General features: G+C 61.1%; 20 protein-coding genes. 9 read left to right on the top strand and 11 right to left on the bottom strand.

From position 1 onward, the window contains the following. Positions 1-153 precede the first annotated feature (153 nt). Positions 154-1,605 (top strand): mannose-1-phosphate guanylyltransferase/mannose-6-phosphate isomerase, encoded by a 1,452-nt coding sequence (locus J5M72_RS09410; protein WP_169428949.1) that lies wholly within the window; start codon positions 154-156, stop codon positions 1,603-1,605. A gap of 76 nt (positions 1,606-1,681) precedes the next feature. Here the strand turns inward: J5M72_RS09410 and J5M72_RS09405 are convergent, their stop codons facing one another. After that, positions 1,682-4,501, bottom strand: a complete 2,820-nt coding sequence (locus J5M72_RS09405; protein ID WP_243433256.1) for an RHS repeat-associated core domain-containing protein — start codon at positions 4,499-4,501, stop codon at positions 1,682-1,684. A gap of 183 nt (positions 4,502-4,684) precedes the next feature. Here J5M72_RS09405 and J5M72_RS09400 point away from each other — a divergent pair, with 183 nt between their 5' ends. Next, complete coding sequence (locus J5M72_RS09400) at positions 4,685-5,149, top strand: multidrug transporter (RefSeq protein ID WP_169428948.1); 465 nt, start codon at positions 4,685-4,687, stop codon at positions 5,147-5,149. Positions 5,150-5,184: 35 nt separating this feature from the next. Beyond that, on the top strand, positions 5,185-6,009 hold the full coding sequence (locus J5M72_RS09395; protein WP_207865319.1) for an SDR family oxidoreductase: 825 nt from the start codon (positions 5,185-5,187) through the stop codon (positions 6,007-6,009). 100 nt (positions 6,010-6,109) lie between these two features. Here J5M72_RS09395 and J5M72_RS09390 read toward each other — a convergent pair whose 3' ends face one another. Continuing rightward, entirely contained in the window at positions 6,110-6,991 is an 882-nt protein-coding gene (locus J5M72_RS09390) for a LysR family transcriptional regulator (protein ID WP_207865317.1), read from the bottom strand. A gap of 109 nt (positions 6,992-7,100) precedes the next feature. On the opposite strand from J5M72_RS09390, the gene J5M72_RS09385 reads away from it, so the two are divergent. Together J5M72_RS09385 and J5M72_RS09380 are read left to right on the top strand one after the other, a co-directional pair. Further along, complete coding sequence (locus J5M72_RS09385) at positions 7,101-8,471, top strand: MFS transporter (protein ID WP_207865315.1); 1,371 nt, start codon at positions 7,101-7,103, stop codon at positions 8,469-8,471. Then, positions 8,468-8,866, top strand: coding sequence for a DUF4440 domain-containing protein (locus tag J5M72_RS09380; protein WP_207865313.1), 399 nt, complete (start codon positions 8,468-8,470; stop codon positions 8,864-8,866). Before J5M72_RS09385 ends, J5M72_RS09380 begins: the two co-directional genes overlap by 4 nt. Positions 8,867-8,996: 130 nt before the next feature. Here J5M72_RS09380 and J5M72_RS09375 read toward each other — a convergent pair whose 3' ends face one another. From J5M72_RS09375 to J5M72_RS09360, 4 genes are all read right to left on the bottom strand, one after another. Next, the gene (locus J5M72_RS09375; RefSeq protein WP_085611394.1) at positions 8,997-9,863 is read right to left on the bottom strand and encodes an HlyD family secretion protein; all 867 of its coding nucleotides are present in this window, start codon (positions 9,861-9,863) and stop codon (positions 8,997-8,999) included. A gap of 17 nt (positions 9,864-9,880) precedes the next feature. Beyond that, complete coding sequence (locus tag J5M72_RS09370) at positions 9,881-10,081, bottom strand: DUF1656 domain-containing protein (RefSeq protein WP_003221811.1); 201 nt, start codon at positions 10,079-10,081, stop codon at positions 9,881-9,883. Beyond that, the gene (locus J5M72_RS09365; RefSeq protein ID WP_207865312.1) at positions 10,071-12,263 is read right to left on the bottom strand and encodes an FUSC family protein; all 2,193 of its coding nucleotides are present in this window, start codon (positions 12,261-12,263) and stop codon (positions 10,071-10,073) included. The genes J5M72_RS09370 and J5M72_RS09365 overlap by 11 nt, the downstream gene beginning before the upstream one ends. 139 nt (positions 12,264-12,402) lie before the next feature. Further along, positions 12,403-13,902, bottom strand: coding sequence for an efflux transporter outer membrane subunit (locus J5M72_RS09360; RefSeq protein ID WP_169428942.1), 1,500 nt, complete (start codon positions 13,900-13,902; stop codon positions 12,403-12,405). 182 nt (positions 13,903-14,084) lie between these two features. Between J5M72_RS09360 and J5M72_RS09355 the strand changes: the two genes are divergently transcribed. The 3 genes from J5M72_RS09355 (at position 14,085) to J5M72_RS09345 (ending at position 17,328) form a co-directional block, all read left to right on the top strand. Further along, entirely contained in the window at positions 14,085-15,053 is a 969-nt protein-coding gene (locus J5M72_RS09355) for a LysR family transcriptional regulator (RefSeq protein ID WP_085711718.1), read from the top strand. Between the two features lie 655 nt (positions 15,054-15,708). Then, positions 15,709-16,683, top strand: a complete 975-nt coding sequence (locus J5M72_RS09350; protein ID WP_207865310.1) for a D-glycerate dehydrogenase — start codon at positions 15,709-15,711, stop codon at positions 16,681-16,683. A 135-nt stretch (positions 16,684-16,818) separates the two neighbouring features. Next, positions 16,819-17,328: a DUF2165 domain-containing protein gene (locus J5M72_RS09345; RefSeq protein WP_169428938.1), complete on the top strand. Its 510-nt coding sequence runs from the start codon at positions 16,819-16,821 to the stop codon at positions 17,326-17,328. A gap of 20 nt (positions 17,329-17,348) precedes the next feature. On the opposite strand, the gene J5M72_RS09340 is transcribed toward J5M72_RS09345, so the two are convergent. Next, a complete protein-coding gene (locus tag J5M72_RS09340; RefSeq protein WP_207865308.1) occupies positions 17,349-18,251 on the bottom strand; it encodes a DMT family transporter in 903 nt (300 codons plus the stop codon). A 139-nt stretch (positions 18,252-18,390) separates the two neighbouring features. Between J5M72_RS09340 and J5M72_RS09335 the strand changes: the two genes are divergently transcribed. After that, on the top strand, positions 18,391-19,266 hold the full coding sequence (locus J5M72_RS09335; RefSeq protein WP_169428935.1) for an AraC family transcriptional regulator: 876 nt from the start codon (positions 18,391-18,393) through the stop codon (positions 19,264-19,266). Here J5M72_RS09335 and J5M72_RS09330 read toward each other — a convergent pair whose 3' ends face one another. The 4 genes from J5M72_RS09330 to J5M72_RS09315 all read right to left on the bottom strand — a co-directional run bounded on the left by J5M72_RS09330 (position 19,267) and on the right by J5M72_RS09315 (position 23,828). Further along, positions 19,267-21,696, bottom strand: coding sequence for a TonB-dependent receptor (locus tag J5M72_RS09330; protein ID WP_207865305.1), 2,430 nt, complete (start codon positions 21,694-21,696; stop codon positions 19,267-19,269). It lies immediately after the preceding gene. Positions 21,697-21,903: 207 nt separating this feature from the next. Continuing rightward, positions 21,904-22,893: a FecR family protein gene (locus J5M72_RS09325; protein WP_207865303.1), complete on the bottom strand. Its 990-nt coding sequence runs from the start codon at positions 22,891-22,893 to the stop codon at positions 21,904-21,906. After that, entirely contained in the window at positions 22,890-23,456 is a 567-nt protein-coding gene (locus J5M72_RS09320) for an RNA polymerase sigma factor (RefSeq protein ID WP_119426751.1), read from the bottom strand. The genes J5M72_RS09325 and J5M72_RS09320 overlap by 4 nt, the downstream gene beginning before the upstream one ends. A 66-nt stretch (positions 23,457-23,522) precedes the next feature. Beyond that, positions 23,523-23,828: a DUF3649 domain-containing protein gene (locus J5M72_RS09315; RefSeq protein WP_169428931.1), complete on the bottom strand. Its 306-nt coding sequence runs from the start codon at positions 23,826-23,828 to the stop codon at positions 23,523-23,525. Between the last annotated feature and the right edge of the window lie 88 nt (positions 23,829-23,916).

The raw sequence follows: 23,916 nt of genomic DNA, 5'->3' as shown, positions 1-23,916 counted from the left end.
AATTTTCCTGAACTGACGCAGTTCCCCCTGTGGGAGCGGGCTTGCTCGCGAAAGCGGTCTGACATTCAACATTGATGTCACTGAAACACCGCCTTCGGGAGCAAGCCCCCTCCCACAAAAGCCCAAACAAATCGATTTTATGGAGTAAACAATATGATTCCGGTGATCTTGTCAGGTGGTAGCGGTTCACGTCTTTGGCCGCTTTCGCGCAAGCAGTTTCCCAAGCAGTTCCTCGCCCTGACCGGCGAACACACGCTGTTCCAGCAAACCCTCGAGCGTCTGGTGTTCGAAGGCATGGACACCCCGATCGTGGTCTGCAACAAGGATCACCGCTTCATCGTCAACGAGCAGTTGGCCAGCCGCAATCTGGAATGCCAGCGCATCCTGATGGAACCGTTCGGCCGCAACACCGCGCCGGCCGTGGCGCTGACCGCGATGATGCTGGTCAATGAAGGTCGCGACGAACTGATGCTGGTACTGCCGGCCGACCACGTCCTCGAAGACCAGAAAGCCCTGCAACGCGCCCTCGCCCTGGCCACCGTCGCCGCTGAAAATGGCGAGATGGTGCTGTTCGGCGTGCCGGCCACCAAACCGGAAACCGGTTACGGCTACATCAAGTCCACCGGTGATTCGCTGCTGCCCGAAGGCGTGAGCCGCGTCTCGCACTTCGTGGAAAAACCGGACGTCAAACGCGCTACCGAGTTCGTCGAGTCCGGCGGTTACTACTGGAACAGCGGCATGTTCCTGTTCCGCGCCAGCCGCTTCCTCGAAGAACTGAAAAAGCACGATCCGGACATCTACGACACCTGCCTGCTGACCCTCGAGCGCAGCCAGCAGGATGCTGACACCGTCACACTGGACGAAGCCACCTTCGCCTGCTGCCCGGACAACTCCATCGACTACTCCGTGATGGAAAAAACCCAGCGCGCCTGCGTGGTGCCGCTGACCGCCGGCTGGAGCGATGTCGGTTGCTGGTCGTCGCTGTGGGAAGTCAACGAGAAGGACGCCAATGGCAACGTCAGCAAGGGCGATGTGGTGATCCAGGACAGCAAGAACTGCATGATCCACGGCAACGGCAAACTGGTGTCGGTGATCGGCCTGGAGAACATCGTGGTGGTCGAAACCAAGGACGCCATGATGATTGCCCACAAGGACAAGGTTCAGGGCGTCAAGCAGATGGTCAACACGCTCAACGAGCAGGGCCGCAGCGAAACCCAGAACCACTGCGAAGTCTACCGTCCGTGGGGCTCCTACGACTCGGTGGACATGGGCGGGCGCTTCCAGGTCAAGCACATCTCGGTCAAGCCGGGCGCATGCCTGTCGCTGCAGATGCACCACCACCGCGCCGAACACTGGATCGTGGTCAGCGGCACTGCCGAAGTGACCTGCGACGAGAACGTGTTCCTGCTCACTGAAAACCAGTCGACCTACATCCCGATCGCCTCGGTGCATCGCCTGCGCAACCCGGGCAAGATCCCGCTGGAAATCATCGAAGTGCAGTCGGGCTCGTATCTGGGCGAAGACGATATCGAGCGCTTCGAAGACATCTACGGTCGCTCGACCCCGATCGAACGCGGCGTGTCGGTGAAAACCATCGCGCAGTAAGCGTTGCGCAAAACAAGAAGCCCCCGTCCAGCCCGCTGCGTCCCCTATCCGCAGCGGGTTGGGCGGGGGCTTTTTTTCAGCCCGTCTTGCGCCTGTCACTCGGAATGACTGCCCGGCTCATGGTTTTCCTGATACGTGTCTGTGGATAAACCGAAACCGATGCATTGGTTTTCTTGAAAAAGCCGGTGCTGCCAGGGCTGTAACGCTCGATTCCGCTGGAGCCCTGAATGGTCTGATAATGGATGTTCCATTGCTGCTGTTTGCGGTCGTACTTCATGAAAGCGAAACCGGTCGTGAGGTTTTCCTGACGGCCCTGATCATCCGGTGCATAACCGTAATCCTGATATTCCATGGCGGCGGCCTGCCCCATTCCGTGGCCTTCGGAGAGATCGTTGTATTGGGCATTTTCCTTTCCGCCTTCCACATGCCGGACACGAAGCACGTTGTCGTTGAGTTGATCCACCGTCAGTGAGCAACCGCTGAAACCGGGGGTAAATACATAGTCAGGCTGAGTGCCTGTCGGATGCAGCGGAATATCGACATAACCACCCTGAGGCGCCCAATACCCGGATACCGCGTTGTTCTGGTCAGGGATCTCGCCATTGGGAATATCGACGATCCGCAAAGCATTGAATTCCCCACTGCCAGCACCGGAATAAGTCATGCGATCCACACTGAAAATAAACTCTGCGCCACCGTTACGGCGGCTCAACTGCGCGACGGTTTCGTTCGAGTAACGTCCGGGAGCGGGGTCCAGCAGTTGGGTACTGACTTCAATCCTGCCCAGCTCGCCAACCTCCAGCGCCTTTCGGATGTTGCCAGAGCTGCCTGTAGCGGGCACTCCGCGCCGAGGTGCGCCGCTTTTCACCTCCAGAGCCCCGGCCATCATTCGATCAGCCCCCGTCGCGATAACAGGTTGCCACAATCCGTTGGCCAGCCTTCTACGCGTGACCGCCCCCTCGTCATCGGTGAAGGTGAGCGGATTGTTGCGAACCATTCGGTAGAGGTTGGCACCGTCGCCATGACCGGCAGGGTCCGCACTGGACCAGCGTTGCAGCCATGGGATGTAGTAACGCAGACCAAAGTAGTCGAACCCGGAGGCATCGCGCTCCTTGCCCGAGTAACGAACGAATTTGCAGCTGAATTCGCCGTCCCGCCATGCGCTGGTACCGAAAGGGTGAAACCTTTCGCGGTTGATCATCGCACCGTCAGCGGCGGTTTCCAGACAGACCGAACCCAGATGATCGACATGTTGGTATCGATACCGATTGTCGATTCCCGAAGGTGGCGGGCTTTCCCAGTGCTGTACTTGAGCGTTGTCGGCAATGATGACCTGCAACCGTTCGCCGGTGCCGTTGTCGGTGCGCAATTCCAGTCCAGGTAAATAGCGCACATCGGAAACCAGGGTGCGGGCGTTGGTTCGTAATGAGCGGATCTTGCGTACTCGTTGACTGCCAGACGCGTAGAGATAGACCTCTTGGTCGTTGAGCCGGGAGGCACGCTCCACCGGGCTGACCGATTGCAGTTGGTTGCGCAGGTTCCAGTTCAGTATCCGCCCCGGTTCCAGCTGCAACAGGTTGCCTCTGCGGTCGTATGCGGCTTCGATTTGAGCGTCGTCGGGAGGTGCGTCGTCATAAGGCAGAGCGCGGTTGCTGTAACTCGCCGGTTGCAGTTTGCGCCCATGACTTTGTGCGCCTGCATGAGTCAGCCTGCGCAGGTTGCCAGAGGGATCATAATCGTAAGTCTGCTGATAGTTACTGACAGCCGCCGGATCGACGCGCCCCATCGAATGTGGGCCCTGACTGGCACTCCCGGCTTCCCAGCCGGACGCCATGATCAACTGATAAAGACTGTCATAGACAAAGCGGCTGACCGGCTCGATGCGCTGGTTGGCGAAGTAACGGATCGGCAGCGCCTTGTCTTCGATACTCAGGACATTGCCAGTCCTGTCGTATCCATAATGTAAGTGTTGCAGCACTCCACCGTGAGTGTCTTCGTCCCGACGGACCATCAGGCGACCGTCTTCGGGCCGATATACGCGGGTGGTCTGCACACCGTTGCCAGCGGTTTCCTGCTCGATACTGCCATAAGCGTTGTAGTGAATATCGCTGATCAGGATCTGTTCAGGCTCACCCCTCAACTGCAAGCGACGCTCGCGCAAGCGGCCATCGACGGTCAGCGCGAATGTATGTCGGTTGTCTCGGGCGTCCGTCTGCTCCAGTACATCGCCGAGCGCACCATGGCGCCACCGCGATGTCGCACCGGCGCCGGGTTCCAGCAGCCGCAGACGATCCGCTTCCAGCTCCGGCCAGTCGGGTGTTAGCGGATCCAGAGTGAAATGGCGGGTGTCTTCGGTGCACTGACCGCTGATTGCAAACCCGTTGAACAGTACGCTGCCCGCCGGATGGTCATGACGAATCAGCTGACCGTACTGGTTTCGCGACTGATCCCCACTACCGGGACGACCGTAGGTCATGCGCTCGACGCAACGCCGAGGCTCGCTTGCCCCTTGTTCGAACATAGCGACCGGTCGCAGCAGGTCATCGTGTTCGATCTGGCGGCGAGTCTGGCGGCTGTCCCAACTGAACACCGTTTGCGTGGCGAATCCCTTGAGCTCGATTTGCGTGCCGGCATCGACGCTGTCCGAACGAATCGCCGTGGCGTCCAGAGCAAACACCTGCGCCAGGTTGGCCGGTGTCAGCGGGTCGCCGGTCTGTGACAGCCAAAGCCGCGGATCCCACTGCTTCACCGCACGCCCCGCGAGGTCATGAAGGACGCGGTTGATCCGTGGCTCGACCGGGCCGCCGTCGATGACCCGACAATAGTCGACCGTGCGGACCGTCAGACCGCGCAGGTCGACTGCAGACATCCTCGGCGTATTGATGTGCAAACTCATGGAGCGCGCTCCCCGCGCGACCGGCATGTCTTTCTGCCTCGGGTATCTGAGCAAGCTCAGCGCTCGTTCGGCCACTGTCAGAAATTACAGTTCCGACCAACGGCACCTTCGCTCAATCCGTGAATGTCCATTCCCGCGCCCCTTCGGTAGGATGGTCATCACGAGTTCAAGGAGCGTTCGAACATGTTCATCGGCGTCTTGCTGGTCATCACCTGGCTGATCCTGCTGTTGCGCTACCCGGCCAAGGCCTTGCCGGTGTCGATGGCTGCCGCTGTGGGCCTCGGGCTGGTGGCGATGTGGGTGGTGTGGCTGGACAACCGCGAGGTCAAGCAACTGGCGCGCCTTGAACTGCGCATCGTCTATGCCCCCGAACAATGCCCTGCCGACCGGCCGCTGCTGCTCAAGATGAACAACGGCAACGACGTGCCGCTGACCGAACTGCGCTGGCGCATTGCCGCGTATGCGCCGGGCGACACCGTGAACCTGGCCGACAATCAATACGCCGCCCCACGCTATCGCGGCCCAGGCGAATTGCAGGCCGGCGGCAATTGGGAAGACTGTTTGCCGCTGCCACCGCTGCGACCCGGTTATCGCCCGCAAACCCTGGAGTTTCGCGCCGAGCGATTGCAGGGTAGTTTCTCCGACTGATCCCCTCCCCCACACTTTTGCACAAGGAATGCGCCATGCCCGTTGCGTTGATTACCGGTTGTTCCAGCGGCATCGGCCGCGCGCTCGCCGATGCCTTCAAAAGCGCCGGGTACGAGGTCTGGGCCAGTGCACGCAAGGCTGAAGATGTCGCGGCACTCTGCACGGCCGGGTTCACGGCGGTGCAGCTCGACGTCAATGACAACGCAGCGCTGGAACAACTCGCCGAGCGGATCAACCAGCAACACGGCGGCCTCGACGTGCTGATCAACAATGCCGGTTACGGCGCCATGGGCCCGCTGCTCGACGGCGGTGTTGCGGCCATGCAGCGCCAGTTCGAAACCAACGTGTTTTCGATTGTCGGCGTGACCCGTGCGCTGTTCCCGGTGCTGCGCCGGGCCAAGGGTCTGGTGGTGAATGTCGGCAGTGTTTCCGGGGTGCTGGTCACGCCATTTGCCGGCGCCTATTGCGCGTCGAAAGCGGCGGTGCATGCGTTGAGCGATGCGTTGCGCATGGAGCTGGCGCCGTTCGGCATTCGCGTGATGGAAGTGCAGCCGGGGGCGATTCAATCGAGCTTCGCCAAGAATGCCGGCCATGAGGCCGAACAACTGATCAACGAACAATCGCCGTGGTTTCCGTTACGCGAAGGCATTCGGGCGCGGGCCAAGGCCTCGCAGGACAAACCGACCCCGGCCAGCGACTTCGCCGCCGAGTTGCTCAAGGCTGTGCAGCAGAGCAAGCCACCGCGACTGATCCGCATCGGCAATGGCAGCCGGGCATTGCCGTTGCTGGCGACGTTGTTACCGAAAGGATTGCTGGAATTAACGTTGATGAAGCGCTTCGGCTTGCGCGCAAAGCTCTGAGACCGAGTTGACGCTTTCGCGAGCAAGCCCGCTCCCACAGGGGAATGCATTCCAAATGTGGGAGCGGACTTGCTCGCGAAGAGGCCAGGCCAGCCAACACTCAGCCCCAGCCCTTCATGAAATCAATGAACGCCCGCACCTTCAATGGCAGGTGCCGGGTGTCCGGGTACAGCGCGTAAACGCCTTGCTGGGCGAAGCGGTAATCCGGCAACAAGCGCTGTAATCGCCCGGCGTCGAGGTCTTCCTGAATCAGCCATTGCGGCAAAATCGCCACGCCTTGCCCGGTCAGTGCAAAGGCGCGCAGGGTCGCCGAGTTGTCGGCGACGATGGCGGTGGTTCCCGGTTTTGGCTGATAGATATGCTCGGTGCCGGCCGGGTCGCTGACCGTCATTTCCGGCACTCGCCCATGCCCCAGCGTCGGCATCGACTCCAGCACCGCCAGCGTATCGACCGGCACAAATCGCTCGACCAGCCCCGGCGCCGCCACGGCAAATACCTCGAACGTCGACAACTGCACTGCCCGCAGATTGGAGTCGTGCATGCGGCCCAGGCGGATCGCCATGTCAAAGCGTTCGGAGATCAGATCGGCATGGGTCGAAGATGTGGACAAGTGAATGTTCAGTTGCGGCTGCTGCTGACGAAACACTTCCAGCGCCGGCACCACCTGAGCCAGCGCGAACTCCACGGTCGTGGTGATGCGCAGGGTGCCCTTGAGCTGCGAGTGCTCTGAACGTGCTTCCTCGATCGCAAGCCGCGCTTCGTCCAGCGTGCGCAGGCAGCGCCGATAAAAACGTTCGCCGGCATCGGTGAGGGCCAGTTGCCGGGTGTTGCGGGTGAGCAAGGTGACGCCCAACTCTTCTTCCAAGCGCTTGAGGTTGAAGCTCACCACCGCCCGCGTTTGCCCCAGCGTGTCGGCAGCGGCGGTCAGCGAGCCGGCCTCGACCACGGCTTTGAAGGTATCGAATCGATCCAGGCTGACCATGTTCACAGCGCTCCCTGTCAAAATAATTTTGACAAACTAGCAGCCAAACCAGCGTATTTCTATTGCCACCAGCGCACTACCCTGCACGCCTCATCACAGGAAAGCTGCCATGGCCTATCGCTCGAAAGTCGCGCTGGTGTATCTGTTGGGGTTCGCCCTCGACCTGCTGAACATGTTCGCCGCCAGCATTGCCTACCCGGACATTGCCGCACAGCTGCACGCCTCGGTAACGCAACTGGCCTGGATCACCAACGCCTACATGCTCGGGCTGACGCTGATCATTCCGTTGAGCGTGTGGCTGGCTGCACGGGTGGGCGAGCGGCGGCTGATCCTCGGTTCGCTTTTGCTGTTCGGGATCGCCTCCGGACTCATCGCTCAGGCGAGCTCGATTGAAAGCCTGATCGGCTGGCGACTGCTGCAAGGACTGGGTGGCGGGTTGCTGCTTCCGGTCGGTCAGGCCTTGGCCTATCGAGAGTTTCCGGCGACACAACGCGCGCACTTCACCGGTGTGGTTTTGCTGGTGGCGTTGATGGTGCCGGCCCTGTCGCCGGCGGCGGGTGGTTTGATCGTCGAGACGTTGTCGTGGCGCTGGATTTTCTACCTGAACATGCCGGTGGCACTTTTCGCTTTCGGTCTGGGCCTGCTCTGGTTGAAAGCGGATCAGACAGGGAGTGAACGCCCGACACTGGACGCTCGCGGCCTGCTGCTGGCCGTTTCCGCGCTGAGTCTGTTGTTGATTGCCGTGAGTCTGGCGAGTGCACCCGCAACCCGACATCTCGCGGGCGGTGTCCTGCTGCTCAGCGTCATCACCTTGTGGATCTACCTGCGAGATGGCTGGAACAGACCGGGTGCAGTCCTTGATCTGCAATTGATCAAGAACCCGTCATTGCGCCTGGCGATGCTGATCTATCTGTTTGTGCCCGGCATCTTTACCGGCACCAACATGATTGCCGTGTTGTATCTGCACGACCTCGGTTTCGGTGCAGCGCAAACCGGGGCGCTGATGCTGGCCTGGGCGGCGGCCTCGGGCGTGGCGATCATGCTTGGCAAACGCAGCTTCAACCGGACCGGTCCCAGGCCGTTGCTGATTGTCGGCATGCTGCTGCAATGCCTTGGCATCGTCGTGCTGATGCAGATCGATCAACCCGCCAGCGTCCCGTTGATCCTCGCCTATGCCCTGATGGGATTGGGCGGCAGTCTGTGCAGCGTCACCGCGCAGACCCTGGCATTTGTCGGCATCACGCCGGAAAAAATGGGCCACTCCAGCGCCCTGTGGAACATCAACCGCCAGCTCGGTTTCTGCCTCGGCGCAGCGCTGCTCAGTTCATTGCTGGGTGCCTTGGGCGCCAACGGATTCAAGTACTGCTTTCTCGCCGCTGCACTGCTCACGCTGTTGCCGATGGCCGCCGTACTGCGTTTCGACTCGACAAAAGTGCTAGCCCTTCTGCGCTCACCTCACCTTCAGGAAAAATCCACATGACTGACTACACCGACTATTTTGACGAAGTGATCCGGGCCCATGAGGCCATCGAACGATGGTTTGCCGTGGAGGAAGAAGAGGCAACGCTTGAACGATTGCTGGCGCGTTTTTCGCCACGGTTTTCCATGGTGACGCCGCTGGGGCGCGTGCTGGATTTCGAGGCCTTGCGTGCGCTGTTTCAAACGGTGGGCGGCAAGAAGAGCGGGTTCAGGATCAAGCTCGACGAGCTTCGCGGGATTGCTTTGCATGAACGCGGCGCGACGGTGAGTTATCGCGAACAGCAGACCGATGCGAGCGGATTGCACACGGATCGACGTTCAACTGTGGTGTTTGAAAAAACCGAATCCGGACGGGTGATCTGGCGGCATCTGCACGAAACGTTTTGCAGCGAGTAGCTATTGGGCATCTTCCAAACAGACCGAGTTGTCCTCTTCGCGAGCAGGCTCGCTCCCACATGGGATCTTCAGTGCGGCACAGATCCAGTGTGGGAGCGAGCCTGCTCGCGATTGGCAGCGACTCGGTCTGTCAGTTATCCACTGCGTCCTGCTTCACAACAACGGTGCAGGTAATCCCCGCCGCCAGCAGCACACCCTCCGGCACTTCATCGATGTGAATCCGCACCGGTACCCGTTGCGCCAGGCGCACCCAGTTGAAGGTCGGGTTCACATCGGCGATCAGCTCGCGGCTTTCCGGGTTGTCGCGGTCGTAGATGCCGCGGGAAATGCTCTCCACGTGGCCCTTGAGGACTTCGCCGCTCATCAGTTGCATGTCGGCTTTGTCGCCGACGCGCACGTGGGGCAGTTTGGTTTCTTCGAAGAAGCCGTAGACCCAGAACGAGTTCATGTCGACCACGGCCATTTTCGCTTCGCCGATACGGGCGTAGTCGCCGCGATGGACATTGAGGTTGGTCACGTAGCCGTCCACCGCCGCCCGCACTTCGGTGCGTTTGAGGTTGAGTTCGGCGGCTTCCAGTTGCGCCTGGGCCTGTTGGTAATCGGCCAGTGCGGAGTCGGCGATGTTGCTGGCGTCGTCGCGGTTTTCCTTGGAGATCACCAGGTTGTCGAGGTCGGCGCGGCGGTGAGCGTTGACCTTGCGCATCTCCCACGTGGCCTTGCGCGAAGCCACCAGCGACTGCGCCTGTTTCACCGCCAGGCGATAGTGTTCGGGGTCGATCTGCATCAGCAGATCACCTTTTTTCACCAACTGGTTGTCACGTACCGGCACGTCCACCACTTCACCGGTGACGTCGGCGGCGACGTTGATGATGTCGGCGCGCACCCGGCCGTCGCGGGTCCACGGGGTGTTCATGTAGTGCTCCCACAACGTACGGCCGATCCACAACGCCAGGGCCAGCACCAGCAGGGTCGCGAGCAGGCTGAAAAACTTTTTCATCGGGACAATTCTCAGACTCAACGGTAGACGGTCAGCGCCATCGCGCCGAACAGACAGGTAAACAGGCTCAGGCGCAGCAGCGCCGGGTGCCAGAAGAAGCGGTACAGATCGAACCCCGAAAGGAACCGGTCCAGCGCCCAGGCCAGTGCCGCGGCGACGAAAAACATCAGGGTCATGGTCGGCATGTACACGCCGTGGAAGGCGATTTCACGAGGCATGGGCAAGTCCTTCGGGCTTGGCGATGGCATAGGCAGCAAGGGGCGATTGCGGGTCGAGCAACGAGGTGCGGATGAAGTGCAGGTAACTTTTCACCCGCCGCAGCGCCGAGGTATCGAAGTGCGGCGCAAACGGTTCATCGGTAGCGGCGACCCGGCTGATCGCGTGATCGACGGCGACCAGTGCGCGCTCCAGATTGCTTGAATTCGGTTGCAGGAACAGCCGCACCAGCGAGCGCCCCATGACCCGGATTGCCTGCCGCCACGGTTGCGATTCGGCATACGCCGGGTGCACCGGCAGGATCGCCTGCTCCTTGCGCAACTCGATGATCGCGTGACCGACTTCCAGCACCACGAACATCCAGCGCAGCAGGTTTTTCTGCACCTGCGGCTGACCGGCCGCCAGGCCGTAAGCCTGATGCATCAAGTCGCGGGTACGGCTTTCGAAACTCGACGCCAGGCCCTTGAGTTTGCCGCTGATCGCGTACACCACTTGCCCGCGCAGATTCTGCTCCAGGCGTCGCCACAACCAGCGGCTGTTCGGCGGCAGAATGATCGCGCCCGCCGCCGCGCAGACCAGCATGCCCATGACCATGGCGATGTAGTCGTTGATGAAGGTGTACGGGTTGTAGATCGTCAGATTGTCCGGCACGGAACCGGTGCTGAAGAAGATCAGCAGACCGAGACCGACACCGGCGTATTGCGGTCGCGAAGCGAGGAACGAGCCGAGCACGATCACCGGTGCGAGCATCACACACAGCAACGGGAAACCATCGATCCACGGGAAGATGAAAAACATCTCGACGAAACCGATCAACGCCCCGAGGAACGTGCCGCAGGCCATCTGGAACGCCATGCGTTTCGGGTTCGGCGTGGCGGCGGACAGGCCCACGGTGGCAGCGGCGATCAGGGTCATGGTCGCGCCACTCGGCCACGCGGTGGCGACCCAGTAACTGCCGAGTACGACGAGGATAAACGCGGCTCGAATCCCTGAAGCCGCGGCCGCCCACCAACTGGTTTGCGGGGTGAACGGTTCGTCCCAGCGTTCGCGCTCGTGGCTGTGATCGGCCAGCGAGGCGTGGGTCTGTGCATAACCGTGCAGGTCATCGACGAAGCGATAGAGCAATTCGTACGCGGTGTGGAAATCCAGCAGCTCGGCGTCGCTCGGATCGCTCTCCTGGAAGGCCGCCCGCAGACTGCGCACCCGCGCCGGCAACCCTTCCTTGTAAGCCGTCAGCGCCGTCACCAGACGCGCCGCATCCGGGCTGGTCAGGGCGCGGCCGCTGAAGCCGTCGAGCACTTCGGCCAGATCCTGCAGACCCGGTTTGATCGCTGCTTCCACATGGTCGGCACCGTTGCGGCGCAGGCGTTCGAGCAACTGATGCAAGGCGTTGAAACGGGTGGTGATACCCATGAATTCGCTGTTCAGGCGACTGAGCCGACCGTTACGGCGACGCATGTGCGGGTCTTCGAACACGGTCACGCTGCGCAGCCCTTCCAGCCCCACCGCTTCGGCGATGAAGCGCACGTTGCTGGCCTCGAACGCCTCCGGTTTGCTGCGCCCGCGCAAGCCGTCGGTGACGAACAACGCGAACACACCGAAGCGCTGATACAAGGCGTTGCGCATCGCCGCGCTGGCGGTCTGCGGCAGGATCGCGGCGCTGACCAGGGTCGAGCAGAGAATCCCCAACGAGATTTCCAGCACCCGCCACACCGCCGCCATGAACGCGCCGTCAGGATGCGCCAGTGCCGGCAGGCCGACCATCGCGGCGGTGTACCCGGCCAGCACAAAACCGTAGGCACGGAAGTTGCGGCAACGAGCGGCGCCGGCCGAGCAGATCCCGACCCAGATCGCCAGCGAGCCGAGGAACAGTTCAGTGTTCTGGGCGAACAAGGAAATCAGCGTGACCATCATCGCCGACCCGGCCAGAGTGCCGAGGAAGCGATAGAAACTCTTGGCGAACACCTGGCCGCTCTGCGGCTGCATGACGATGAACACGGTGATCATCGCCGTGCGCGGTTGCGGCAGTTCCAGGCGCATCGCCAGCCACAGGGTCAGGAATGCGGCGATCAACACCTTGAAGATGTAGACCCAGGTCACGCCGTCGCTGCGTGCCCAGTCGAAGAAGCCCCGGCGCCATTCCAGGGAGTAGAGCCAGCGCAAAGGTGCGGGCAGGTGAGTCATTTGGTCTTGCTCAAAAAGTCAGTCGAACCGGAGAAACTGTGAGAGCGGGCTTGCTCGCGAATGCGCTGTGTCAGACAACAAATGGGCTGTCTGACACTCCCTCTTCGCGAGCAAGCCCGCTCCCACAGGGGTTGTGTGTTCAACGCAGGAGGGCCGGGGTTTTCGGTGCGGCGGTCTGCTCAAAAGTCGGGACGTCTTTACCCGCACCAAGGCCGCCGCCCAATGCCGTCACCAGTTCCGCATGGGCACTCAAGCGCGCCGCCTGCACCTGCTGCTGCACTTGCTGCTGCTTGAACAGCAGGGTCTGCGCATTGAGCACGTTGAGGTAATCGGTGAGCCCGCGCTGGTAGGCGATCATTGCGATGTCGTAAGTTTTCTGCGCCGTAGCCACCGATTCGGCGGCGAACGTCTGCTGCTTGTCCATCGACTCGCGGCGGATCAACTGATCCGAGATGTTCTTCAGCGCATTGACCAGGGTCTGGTTGTAATGCGCCACGGCGATGTCATAACCCGCTGACGCTTCACCGAGTTCGGCACGCAGTCGCCCACCGTCAAAGATCGGCAGCGAGATCGCCGGCCCGACGTTGTAGTTGAGCTTCTTGCCGGTCAGAAACTCCAGCGCCCCGCCACCGGTGGCCATGTAGCCGAGGCTGCCGACCAGATCGACGTTGGGGTAGAACCCGGCGTGCGCCACATCGATCCCGCGAGCCTGCGCCGCCACTTGCCAGCGACTGGCGACCACGTCCGGACGCTGGCCGAGCAGTTCGGCAGGCAGTGCCGACGGCAACTTCAGCGCCGCACCGAGGGACAGGGTCGGCCGTTGCAACTGCGCGCCGGCGCCCGGCCCTTTGCCGGCCAGTGCAGCGATCTGGTTGCGGCTCAGGGCGATTTCTTCGTCCAGCGCATCCAGTTGCCGATGGGTTTCCGGCAGCGGGGTTTCGGCCTGGCTGACTTCGAAGTGGGTGCCGATCCCACCGTCCAGACGCTTCTGCGCCAGCTCGAGAATCTGCTGTTGCTGTTTGAGCGTCGCCGCGACGATATCGCGCTGGGCATAGTGCAACGACAACTCGATGTAGGCGCGCACGATGTTGTTCTGCAATTCCAGCTGCGCCTGACGCGCCTCGGCAGCGCTCATGTGCGCCAGATCGACCGCACGCTCGGTGCTGTTGCTTTCACGGCCCCAGAGGTCGAGGGCGTAACTGAAACCCAGCGCGGCGTTGTTGTCCCAGGTGGTGCTGTTGGCCAGCTCACCGGGACCGTAGAACTGGTCGGTCGGCCAGTTGTGGCGCTTGAGGGTCGACTCGCCATTGATCTGCAACGACTCGGCAGCTTCGGCGACACCGGCCATGGATCTCGCCTGACGCACTCGCGCGGCGGCCATCGCCATCGTCGGGCTGCCTTGCACGGCCAGGTCGATCCAGCGGTTGAGTTGCGGGTCGCCATAGGCCTGCCACCATTGGGCGGTGGGCCAGTTTGCGTCACGGGCGGCGTGGGCGATGGCCTCGTCGGTGGCCAGTTCATTGGCCTCCAGAGCCTTGCCCTGCGGAGCAATGCCTCCGGTTCCGATGCAGCCGCTGAGACCTAACGAAATAGCCAGAACACTGAGCGATAAAAGCGCTCTGTTGATGCGACGCGGCACTGCTGCGAATTCCTGAGGTGGGGGATGTTTCGAGGTGTGCGCAATTCTAGGGGGCGCCCTGAACGGCGATAAGCTGGGTTTTCTGCGAATCTTTGTTACGGTTAACGAGATAATCCCTTGGTCGGGGGTCTCAGTCCCTGAAACTTCGTGTCACAATTTGCCATCTCCCTTGAGAGCACCCCATGGACACTTTGCAAAACATGCGCGCCTTCAGTTGTGTGGCCGAAGCGGGCAGCTTCACCGCCGCCGCCGTGCAACTCGACACCACCACTGCCAACGTCTCGCGCGCGGTCTCCAACCTTGAGGCCCACCTGCAAACCCGCCTGCTGAACCGCACGACCCGGCGCATCGCCCTCACCGAAGCCGGCAAGCGCTACCTGCTGCGCTGCGAGCAGATCCTCGCCTACGTCGAAGAGGCCGAAGCCGAAGCCAGCGAAGCCCACGCCCGCCCGGCCGGACAATTGAAAGTGCACACCATGACCGGTATCGGCCAGCACTTCGTGATCGACGCCATCGCCCGCTATCGCAAGACCCACCCGGACGTGACCTTCGACCTGACCATGGCCAACCGCGTGCCGGACCTGCTCGACGAAGGCTACGACGTGTCCATCGTCCTGGCCCGCGAACTGCCGGATTCGGGTTTCGTTTCGCAACGCCTGGGCATCACCTACAGCATCGTCTGCGCCTCCCCGGCCTATGTGAAAGCCAACGGCTGCGCACAAAAACCCAGTGACCTGCTGAACCACGCCTGCCTGCGCCTGGTGAGCCCGGTGATCCCCCTGGAAAAATGGGCTTTCGACGGCCCTGAAGGCCAGGAAATGGTCACCATCAACAGCTCGCCCTTCCTGGTGAACTCCGCCGACGCGATGAAAACCGCGATCACCAGTGGGATGGGTGTCGGTGTATTGCCCGTCTATGCCGCGATTGAAGGCTTGCGCAATGGCTCGCTGGTACGGGTCATGCCGAACTACCGTTCGCAGGAACTGAACCTGTATGCGATCTATCCGTCGCGGCAGTACCTGGATGCGAAGATCAAGACCTGGGTCGAGTATCTGCGTGGGTCGTTGCCGGAGATTCTGGCGGGGCATCAGGCGGAGTTGGCGGCTTATGAGATGAGTGGAAGTCTGGCGGGGGTGCGGGTGGCGAATTGAATTGGCTGTCCTGAAAACTGGGGGGATGTTGAGGGCGCCAACCCCTCACCCTAACCCTCTCCCAGAGGGAGAGGGGACTGACCGAGTTGTTTGGCAGACCTACGCCGACGTGCGATACCGCGTTGAACTCAGGTATTGAAAAGCACACAAATCGGCCCCCTCTCCCTCGGGAGAGGGCTGGGGTGAGGGGCAAGAACACCACAAACCCAAAGCCAAGCGCGCCGCGCTCTTCACCACTCAATAGGCCGAGTGTCAGCTCGCCTGCTCTTGATCTTGATCTACCGGCGACGTCGGAAGGCTGAGTGGAGGGATTGATCCGGGCGTGGGAGCGCAGCGACCGTTTGGCGAAGCCAAACACAGCGAGAGGAGTTGCAGCGAAGCAAACCGTAGACGCTGCGCCCGGATCAATCCCGGAGCGAAGGAACCCCGAGCCCCAGCGAGCGGGCCGCACGCAGGAGCAAGCGTTTTTGGTTACTTTTGAGGCGTTTGTCAAAAGTGACCCGCCGTAAGGGCGGAACCCTAAGCCGCCATCACCCAAAAAACGGATATAAACCCAACACCACCCAAAACCTGGTCGGCCCAGAGGCCGCCAAGACAACCCCAAGGCAGAAATGTTAGCGTGCTTGGTATCAAGCCCGAACAAGAGCCAACAACGATGAAAAAGACTGTCCTGGCCTTCAGCCGCATCACCCCGCCCATGATCGAACGCCTGCAACAGGACTTCGACGTCATCGTCCCCAACCCGAAAAACGGCGACATCAACGCCCAGTTCAACGAAGCCCTGCCCCACGCCCACGGTCTGATCGGCGTCGGTCGCAAACTCGGCAAGGCCCAACTGGAAAATGCCGCAAAACTTGAAGTCGTCTCCAGCGTCTCCGTCGGCTACGACAACTACGACCTCGCCTACTTCAACGAACGCGGGATCATGCTCACCAACACCCCGGACGTCCTCACCGAAAGCACCGCCGACCTGGCCTTCGCCCTGATCATGAGCAGCGCCCGCCGCGTCGCCGAACTGGACGCCTGGACCAAGGCCGGCCAGTGGCAAGCCAGCGTCGGCGCACCACTGTTCGGCTGCGACGTGCATGGCAAGACCCTGGGCATCGTCGGCATAGGCAACATCGGCGCCGCCGTCGCCCGTCGCGGACGCTTCGGCTTCAACATGCCGATTATCTACAGCGGCAACAGCCGCAAGACCGAACTGGAACAGGAACTCGGCGCACAATTTCGCAGCCTTGACCAACTGCTGGCCGAAGCCGACTTCGTCTGCCTGGTCGTGCCACTCAGCGACAAGACCCGCCACCTGATCAGCCATCGCGAACTGGCACTGATGAAGCCAAGCGCCATTCTGGTGAACATCTCCCGTGGCCCGGTGGTCGACGAGCCAGCCTTGATCGAAGCGTTGCAGAACAACCGCCTACGCGGCGCCGGTCTCGACGTCTACGAAAAAGAGCCGCTGACCGAGTCGCCGCTGTTCCAGCTGAAAAATGCAGTGACCTTGCCGCACATCGGCTCGGCGACCAATGAAACCCGCGAAGCCATGGCCAACCGTGCACTGGCCAATCTGCGCAGCGCCCTGCTTGGCGAACGGCCGCAGGATCTGGTCAATCCGCAAGTCTGGCGCGGATAATAAATCGGGCAAGTACTGTGCAGTACTTGCCCGATCACTGATCTGACGCACATAACTTGCAATTGAACTGAATAACTGATCAGTTCCTTCCGCTATAGAATCTCCAAAAATTAAAACTTTCTGGAGACATTAACCTTGAGAAACCTCGGCACCGACCAACTCATCCGCTACAGCAAAGTCATCTTGATGGCTTACATCAGTTTTTTCGGCATTCTAGTGATGTACAGCAACTTCACCGACTATCCATCAAACTATGAATATGTCGGGCACATCCTCAGCATGGACACCACTCAGATCAACGAAAACATACGACATCGGGCAATTACCTCGCCCATGCTGCACCACCGTATTTACTGGTTGATCATTACCCTTGAAGTGATTTACACCATTTGTTGCCTGCTGGGCACTTACCACCTTTATCGAAAAATCAACGAATCGGCAGACGCCTTCCACGAAGCCAAGAAACTCTCGATCATTGGTTTGATGATCGCCATGTTTGTTTATTATGTCGGCCTGCAAACCATTGGCGTTGAATGGTTCGACATGGATACTTCACAAACATGGAATGCCAAGGACTGGGCCCGACACATTGTCGACTTTATATTTCCATTATTGATTTACATCGCCATAAAAATTGAGCGCTGAATATCCGGCGCCCAATAACCTCAGGCCAGTTTGCCTTGAGTCGGCCGTATCGGTGCGCGGGGTTTGCGGAACACCAACACATTGCCCAACATCACCAGCACCAACCCCGCCAACGCCGGCGCCGTCCATTGGTAGCCCTCGGCAAATGCCGAAACATTAAGCGCCACGACCGGGAACAGCACCGTGCAATAGGCTGCGCGCTCCGGCCCCATGCGACCGACCAGGGTCAGGTAAGCGGTGAAACCGATCACCGAACCGGGGATGACCAGGTACAGCAGCGCGCCGATGTAGCGCGACGTCCATTCCATTTCGAACGGAATGCCTTTGATCAGGCACCACACCGACAGCATCGCCGCGCCGTAGGCCATGCCCCAGGCATTGGTGGTCAACGGTTTGAGGCCGGCCTTCTGTTGCAGGCTGGAGAGCATGTTGCCCGCCGAGAAACACAAAGTGCCGCAAAGCGCCAGACCGAGGCCGAGCAAGGTTTGCGGACTGGCGTGATGCCCGGCCAGTTCCGGCCAGAACAACAGGCCCAGTCCGCCCAGCCCCAGCGCCCCGCCCATCAGCACATTGCGCGCGATGCGTTGACCGAAGAACACCCGTGCATTCAGCGCGTTCCACAAGGTCGCGGTGGAAAACACCACCGCCACCAGACCGCTGGGAATCCATTGGCTGGCAGTCAGGAAGCACATGAAGTTGACGCAGAACAGGCACAAGCCCTGCGCCACGCAGATCAGATGCCCGCGCCGGTTCATCGGTTGCAGACGACGGCTGAGCAGCAACAGCGCAAACAGCACCAGCGCGGCAAGGCCGAAGCGATAGACGATCGACACCGCAATCGCCACCACGCCCAGTTGCCACTTCAGGGCAATCCAGGTGGTGCCCCAGATCAGCACGGTCAACAAATACAACGACAGGTTCATGGCAGACACTCCTCGATTGGGTTTCAGTGTCCGCCCGCGCCATCCACTGACGCTTGCATAAACTTGCGCTTTTGTCGGGCCACAGGCTGGCAGCGCGAATTCTGCGGAGTAGGATGCAAGGCGTTGAAGAGAACCGATCATGGCCGCCATCGATACCCTGCAAGTCTTTCAAGCCCTCAACAGCTCGCCCAATGCACGCCTTGTGCACAGCGCCGAGTTGGGTGACGGCTTGTCCGCGGCCTTGTGGACCAATCACCACGACGCCCAGGAATACGAAGCGCCGAGTCATCACACCCTTTCCTGCTACATCGCCGGCGGCACCGGCACCTTCCGTCGTGGCGAGCCCGGCAACAAGGGCGGCCCGGACAAGCTGTGCATCCTGCCCGCCGATCACGAATCAGGTTGGGTCATCAACGGTGATATTCGCCTGGCTCACCTGTACTTCAGCGCCGAACAATTTGCCTTGGGTTGCGTCACGCTGCTGGATCGCGAGCCTCGGGAAATGCAGCTGCGCGAACAGACTTTCCTCGAAGATCCGCAACAGGCCCACCGGTTTCGCCAGTTGCTGACCCTGAACTGGGACGAACCCGGCGAGCGTCTGCTGACCAGCAGCCTGGCCCACGAACTGATCAGCCACACCCTGCTGAGTCAGGTCGGCGTACGTCAGGGTTTGCGCCTCAAGGGTGGACTGGCGCCGCATCAACGTCGGCAACTGGTGGAGTTCATCGACAGCCAGTTGGCAGAGCCGATCAGCCTTGGCCAATTGGCGGGGTTGTGTGCGCTGTCGGAATACCACTTTGCGCGGATGTTCCGGGTGAGCTTCGGCCTGCCGCCGCATCAGTATGTGCTGGCACGGCGCTTGAACCGGGCGCGGGAGTTGTTGCGGGGCACGGCGTTGCCGTTGGGGGAGATTGCCTTGGCATGCGGATTTGCCAGTGCCAGCCACTTCACCAACCGCTTTCGCCAGGTGCTGGGTGGAACGCCCGGCGAGTATCGCCAGGCGTTTTTGCGCTGATCAGAACTCCAGCGTGCTGGACAACGAAATCTGCCGCGAATCGCCCATCGACACGAAGAACCGGCTGGCCGCCGAGGTGTAATAGGTGCGGTCGAACAAGTTCTTCACGTTAAGCTGAAACTTGACCTTCTGCCCTTCCACTTTGGTGTCGTAGGTGGCGAACGCGTCGGCCACGGTGTAGCTCGGCAGTTCGAAATCATTCACCGCGTTACCCGCTCGCTCGCCGACATACCGCGCGCCGGCGCCGACACGCAGTTGATCACCGCCGATCACGCTGCCGAAGTCATAGACCGCCGACAGCGAGCCGGTGTTCTTCGCCACGTTTTGCAGCTTGTTGCCTTTGTAGTCCGGGTCTTCGGTGACCTCGGCGTCGGTGTAGGCGTAGCTGCCGATCATGCTCCAGCGGTCGCTGAGCTGGCCGGTCAGGTCCGCTTCCAGACCGCGGGAACGTACTTCACCGGCGGCGCTGTAGATCGTGGTCGGACCTTCGGCATTGGCCACCAGCACGTTGCGTTTCTTGATGTCGAACAGCGCGATGTTGCCGGTGACGCGGCCCGGAATGTCGAGGCGTGCGCCCAGCTCCCAGGACTTGGCTTCTTCCGGAGCGATGCTGCCGTCGAGCACGGTGCTGCTGCCGCTGAGCGGAGCAATGGTCGAGTTCGGTTTGAACGACTCGGTGTAGCTGCCGTAGAACGACAACGCGTCGGTATAGCGATACACCAGACCGGCACGCGGCACCCACTTCTGCCCGTTGCTGTCGGTGTTGGCCTTGAACGGCACGCCTTTGCCGGCGTACTGGTCGTACTCCTGGAACCGCCCGCCGGCCACCAGAATCCACTGGTCGTTGAGGTGGATCGAGTCCTGCAGGAACACCGAATCACTGCGCAGCAGATCGGTCTGCGCGCTGTCCGCCGGGCTGACGGTGGTGCCTTCGACTTCGCGGCCATAGACCGGATTGACGTAACTGAAGGTGCTCAGGCTTTTCTGGCGGATCAGGTCGGCACGGTAGATCTTGCGGTACTCGTCGTCGACGCCGAACACCAGATCATGCTGCATGCCCAGCACCTTGACCTTGCCTTCGAGGCTGGCAGTGGTGAAACGGTCGGTACTGATCGCGCCCTGGGTGCCGTCCATGCTGCGGGTCAGGGTGCCTTTTTTGGTGTCGATGGCGGTTACGCGGACCTGGCTGGCATCGTAGGTTTCGCGGTTCCAGCTGTAGCCGAAATGGGCTTTCCAGTCATCGTTGAGTTCGTGGTCGGCCTCGAAGTGATAGAGGTCCGAACGCCCTTCCATGTCGTTGAATTTCTCGTCGAGACGTTCGTTGCGCGAAATGTCCAACGGATGGTTGGTGCGTGGATCGATCAGCGTGCCACGGTCGAACGGCGTCAGGAATTCCCGATGCTCACACGCGAACAACAGCTTGGTGCGCTCGCCGTACCAGGCCAGCGACGGCGCGATCAGCGATTCACGGTGCGTACCGAAGTTGCGCCAGTAATCCTCGTCCTCGTGATCCAGCACCATGCGATAGGCTAGGCCGGAATCACCCAGCGCACCGGTGCTGTCGAACGAACCGCCGCTGCCGTTCTTGCCGTCGCCATAAGTCGAGCCCCGCAGGGTCAGGGCGTTGTACTGCTCAAGTTCGGGTTTCTTGCTGACCATGTTGACCACGCCGCCCGGGTCCTGAATCCCGTACAGCAGCGAGGCCGGGCCCTTGAGCACTTCGACGCGATCCACGGTGGCGTTCATGCCACGGCCCTGCACTACCGGCATGCCGTCGCGCATGATCGAGCCGTTGCGGTTATCGCCGAAGCCACGGGTCATCACCGAATCCTGGGTGCTGCCCAAGGTGTTGCCCTGGGTGATGCCGCTGACGTTGGCCAGGGCGTCATCAAGATTGCGTGGCGCCTGGTCGCGAATGACCTGGGTCGGGATCACGTTGACGGTCTGCGGGATTTCCTGAAGCGAAGCGGAGGAGCGCATCACAGAACTGGTTTCCGGTGGCTGGTAACTCAGCGGCTGATTTTCCATCGAGGTGATAGTGGTCGCACCGAGGTTCAGTGCGCCCTCGATGGGCTGCGGTTCGAGCATCAACGTATGACTGTCGGTGCGACGGAAGGTCAGGCCGGAACCGCTGAGCAGACGTTGCAGCGCCTGTTCGGCACTCATCTGGCCATTGATTGCCGGCGCGTCGAGGCCGTAAGGCGCTTCGACGGTGTAGACCACGCTCTGGCCGGTCACGCGACTGAAATCGCTCAAGGCCTGCGGCAGCGGTTTGGCGGTCAGGGAAAAACTGAATTGTTTCTGAGGCTGGCTGCTGTTGCTTTCAGCGGCTTGCGCCACGCTCATCGGCAGTAATGCCAACGCCGCAAAACTCAGCGCCGAGGCGCCGAACCACTGTTTGACCGAACCCGATTTTGCCCTGGACTTCATTGCTCATGACCTGTGTAGAACCGCAACGGATGCGAATGACTCGCAGTTTCAGTCACTACACGGATGGCATCGGGATTTACCTCACCACAAAATTGAAAATATTTTCAGAATGAGATTTTGTCAGTGCCGACGCCTTCGCGAGCAAGCTCACTCTCACCCTGAAATGCACTTCCCTGTGCCAGCTTGCTCGCGAAAGGGCCAGTGAGATCAACGAAGAATTATCAGATTTCCCGGCAATTGATGCTGCTCGAATCCCAACACCCCTTGCAGCGAGTTCAGCACCGCTTGCGGGTCCTTGCTCGGAAAGCTGCCGCTGACTTTGCGCGCGCCCAGTTCGTCGTTGAGCAACACGATCCGTCCGGGAAAATAGCGCCGCAGATCCTGCACCACATCGGCCAGTGTCGACTTGTAGTAAGTCAGCCAGCCCTGACGCCAGGCCAGTTGCGCTTCGCTGTCCACGGCGTGCAGTTTTTGCGCCGAACCTTCGCCATACGCAACCTGTTGGCCAGCAGTGAGAATCTGTTGTTCGGCGTCTCTTGCCGCCGTCACACCGACGCGTCCGGACAACACGGTGACCTGAGCCCCACGAGGTTGCAGGCGTACTTCGAACTGAGTACCGAGCACCCGCGCCTGGCCCCTCTCGGCCTCGACCACGAACGACTCGCCGGTGTGAGTCACGCTGAAAAATCCGGCGCCGCGGCGCAATTGCACATGCCGCTCGCCGTGACTGAAATCCACGGCGATAGCGCTGTCGGCGTCCAGCGTCACCTGCGATTGATCGGCCAGGATCACGGTGCGGATTTCGCCGGGAGCCGAAACATAATCGGCGCCCAGATCATCGACCCAACGCTGCGGCTGCCAACCGGTGCCGAGGCTGATCATCAACAACAGACAGGCCGCCATGGCCAGCCCACCGGCCCAGCGTCGAAGGGGCGCACGGCGCGGTCGGTTCATCGCATTGAGCAATCCCTGCAACGCCAGAGCGTCTTCATCGGCCAGAGTACGCGCCGGCCCTTCGCTCAACTCCCAGATGACCTGCGCCTGGGCGTATGCCTCGGCATGCGCGGGATCGGCATGCAGCCATTGACTGAAGGTCAGTTGATCACCGGTGCTGGGGCGGTCATGCAACAGGCTCAGCCAGGCAAAAGCCGCCTGCTCCTGAGCGGGCGTCGGGGTGACGCGGTCAGTGTGGTTCACGGTGCTTTCCCTGGCAGGCGTGGCGCGGGTTCGCGCAGGCTGGCCTTGCAGGCCTCGAGGGCGCGCATCATATGTTTTTCCACGGCGCTTTGGGACAGGCCCATGGCCTTGGCGATCTCGGCGTACTTGCGCCCGTGGATGCGATTGAGCAAAAAGATCTGCCGCGTGCGCTCGGGCAAGGCGCGCAACGCTGCTTCGACGTGGCGCAGATCATTACCCGCTTCGAGCGCGGCCTGTGGCTCGCTGGCGCTACTGTCCGGTTCGTCCGGTTGCCAGCCTTCATTGACCCGAACCCGCGTGCCTTCACTGCGCAAGTGGTCGATCGCAATGTTGCCGGCGCAGCGCAGAAGATAAGTGCTGAGCTCTTCGACCTGCACCAGCGGCCGGCGCCAGAAACGCAGGAACAGATCCTGCACCAGATCCGCTGCCGTCGCCCTGCAACCGACGCGCCGGTTCACCAGCGCTTCCATTTGCGAACGTTGGGACAGAAACACCTGCAGAAAGTGCGCGCGGGCGCCGTGGGGCTCGTCGTCGCGGGACTCGGGCGGATGGCTGATCAGCATCTCAGTTCAAGAACCCTGCGACAGTGAGCGGTAGTGGGCCGGTCATTGCCTGCCTTGAATCCTCTTTCATGCGTAACCCAGCCCCCGAGCAGCGCCGGAGATCGTCGCCAGAATCACACTCGGCACCAGCAGCCCGACCCACGCGGCCCACGCGCTGCGGCAGGCGAAACACCAGAGCACGGCCACCAGGTAAACCAGAAACGAGACGGTCATCCCGGTAACGACTGCTTCGGCGCGGTTCAGCGGTAACCACAGGGTCAGCGTGACACTGGCCAGCGCCGCAACCAGATAGCCGCCAAACACCGCCGCGAGCACCCGCGACGTGACAGCCAGACGATAGGACATGGGAAGTGCGGCGAGTTTGGCTTTCATGTTTCGACCCTGAAACGGTTAACGCCCGGCCAACCAGCCAGACGACAGGCAAACAATATTAATGATAAATATTCTCATACGCAAAAGA

The sequence above is a fragment of the Pseudomonas sp. 58(2021) genome, from assembly GCF_017491585.1.
Lineage (GTDB): Bacteria > Pseudomonadota > Gammaproteobacteria > Pseudomonadales > Pseudomonadaceae > Aquipseudomonas > Aquipseudomonas fluorescens_BT.
This window is presented reverse-complemented; position numbering and strand designations above follow the sequence as displayed.

Bases quoted from the DNA above. Each gene is read 5' to 3' on its own strand.
- J5M72_RS09385 (WP_207865315.1), top strand. From the start codon at position 7,101: ATGGCCTATCGCTCGAAAGTCGCGCTGGTGTATCTGTTGGGGTTCGCC.
- J5M72_RS09380 (WP_207865313.1), top strand. From the start codon at position 8,468: ATGACTGACTACACCGACTATTTTGACGAAGTGATCCGGGCCCATGAG.
- J5M72_RS09350 (WP_207865310.1), top strand. From the start codon at position 15,709: ATGAAAAAGACTGTCCTGGCCTTCAGCCGCATCACCCCGCCCATGATC.
- J5M72_RS09365 (WP_207865312.1), bottom strand. From the start codon at position 12,263: ATGACTCACCTGCCCGCACCTTTGCGCTGGCTCTACTCCCTGGAATGG.
- J5M72_RS09355 (WP_085711718.1), top strand. From the start codon at position 14,085: ATGGACACTTTGCAAAACATGCGCGCCTTCAGTTGTGTGGCCGAAGCG.
- J5M72_RS09410 (WP_169428949.1), top strand. From the start codon at position 154: ATGATTCCGGTGATCTTGTCAGGTGGTAGCGGTTCACGTCTTTGGCCG.
- J5M72_RS09405 (WP_243433256.1), bottom strand. From the start codon at position 4,501: ATGAGTTTGCACATCAATACGCCGAGGATGTCTGCAGTCGACCTGCGC.
- J5M72_RS09335 (WP_169428935.1), top strand. From the start codon at position 18,391: ATGGCCGCCATCGATACCCTGCAAGTCTTTCAAGCCCTCAACAGCTCG.
- J5M72_RS09375 (WP_085611394.1), bottom strand. From the start codon at position 9,863: ATGAAAAAGTTTTTCAGCCTGCTCGCGACCCTGCTGGTGCTGGCCCTG.
- J5M72_RS09320 (WP_119426751.1), bottom strand. From the start codon at position 23,456: ATGCTGATCAGCCATCCGCCCGAGTCCCGCGACGACGAGCCCCACGGC.
- J5M72_RS09340 (WP_207865308.1), bottom strand. From the start codon at position 18,251: ATGAACCTGTCGTTGTATTTGTTGACCGTGCTGATCTGGGGCACCACC.
- J5M72_RS09390 (WP_207865317.1), bottom strand. From the start codon at position 6,991: ATGGTCAGCCTGGATCGATTCGATACCTTCAAAGCCGTGGTCGAGGCC.
- J5M72_RS09315 (WP_169428931.1), bottom strand. From the start codon at position 23,828: ATGAAAGCCAAACTCGCCGCACTTCCCATGTCCTATCGTCTGGCTGTC.
- J5M72_RS09395 (WP_207865319.1), top strand. From the start codon at position 5,185: ATGCCCGTTGCGTTGATTACCGGTTGTTCCAGCGGCATCGGCCGCGCG.
- J5M72_RS09330 (WP_207865305.1), bottom strand. From the start codon at position 21,696: ATGAAGTCCAGGGCAAAATCGGGTTCGGTCAAACAGTGGTTCGGCGCC.
- J5M72_RS09370 (WP_003221811.1), bottom strand. From the start codon at position 10,081: ATGCCTCGTGAAATCGCCTTCCACGGCGTGTACATGCCGACCATGACC.
- J5M72_RS09400 (WP_169428948.1), top strand. From the start codon at position 4,685: ATGTTCATCGGCGTCTTGCTGGTCATCACCTGGCTGATCCTGCTGTTG.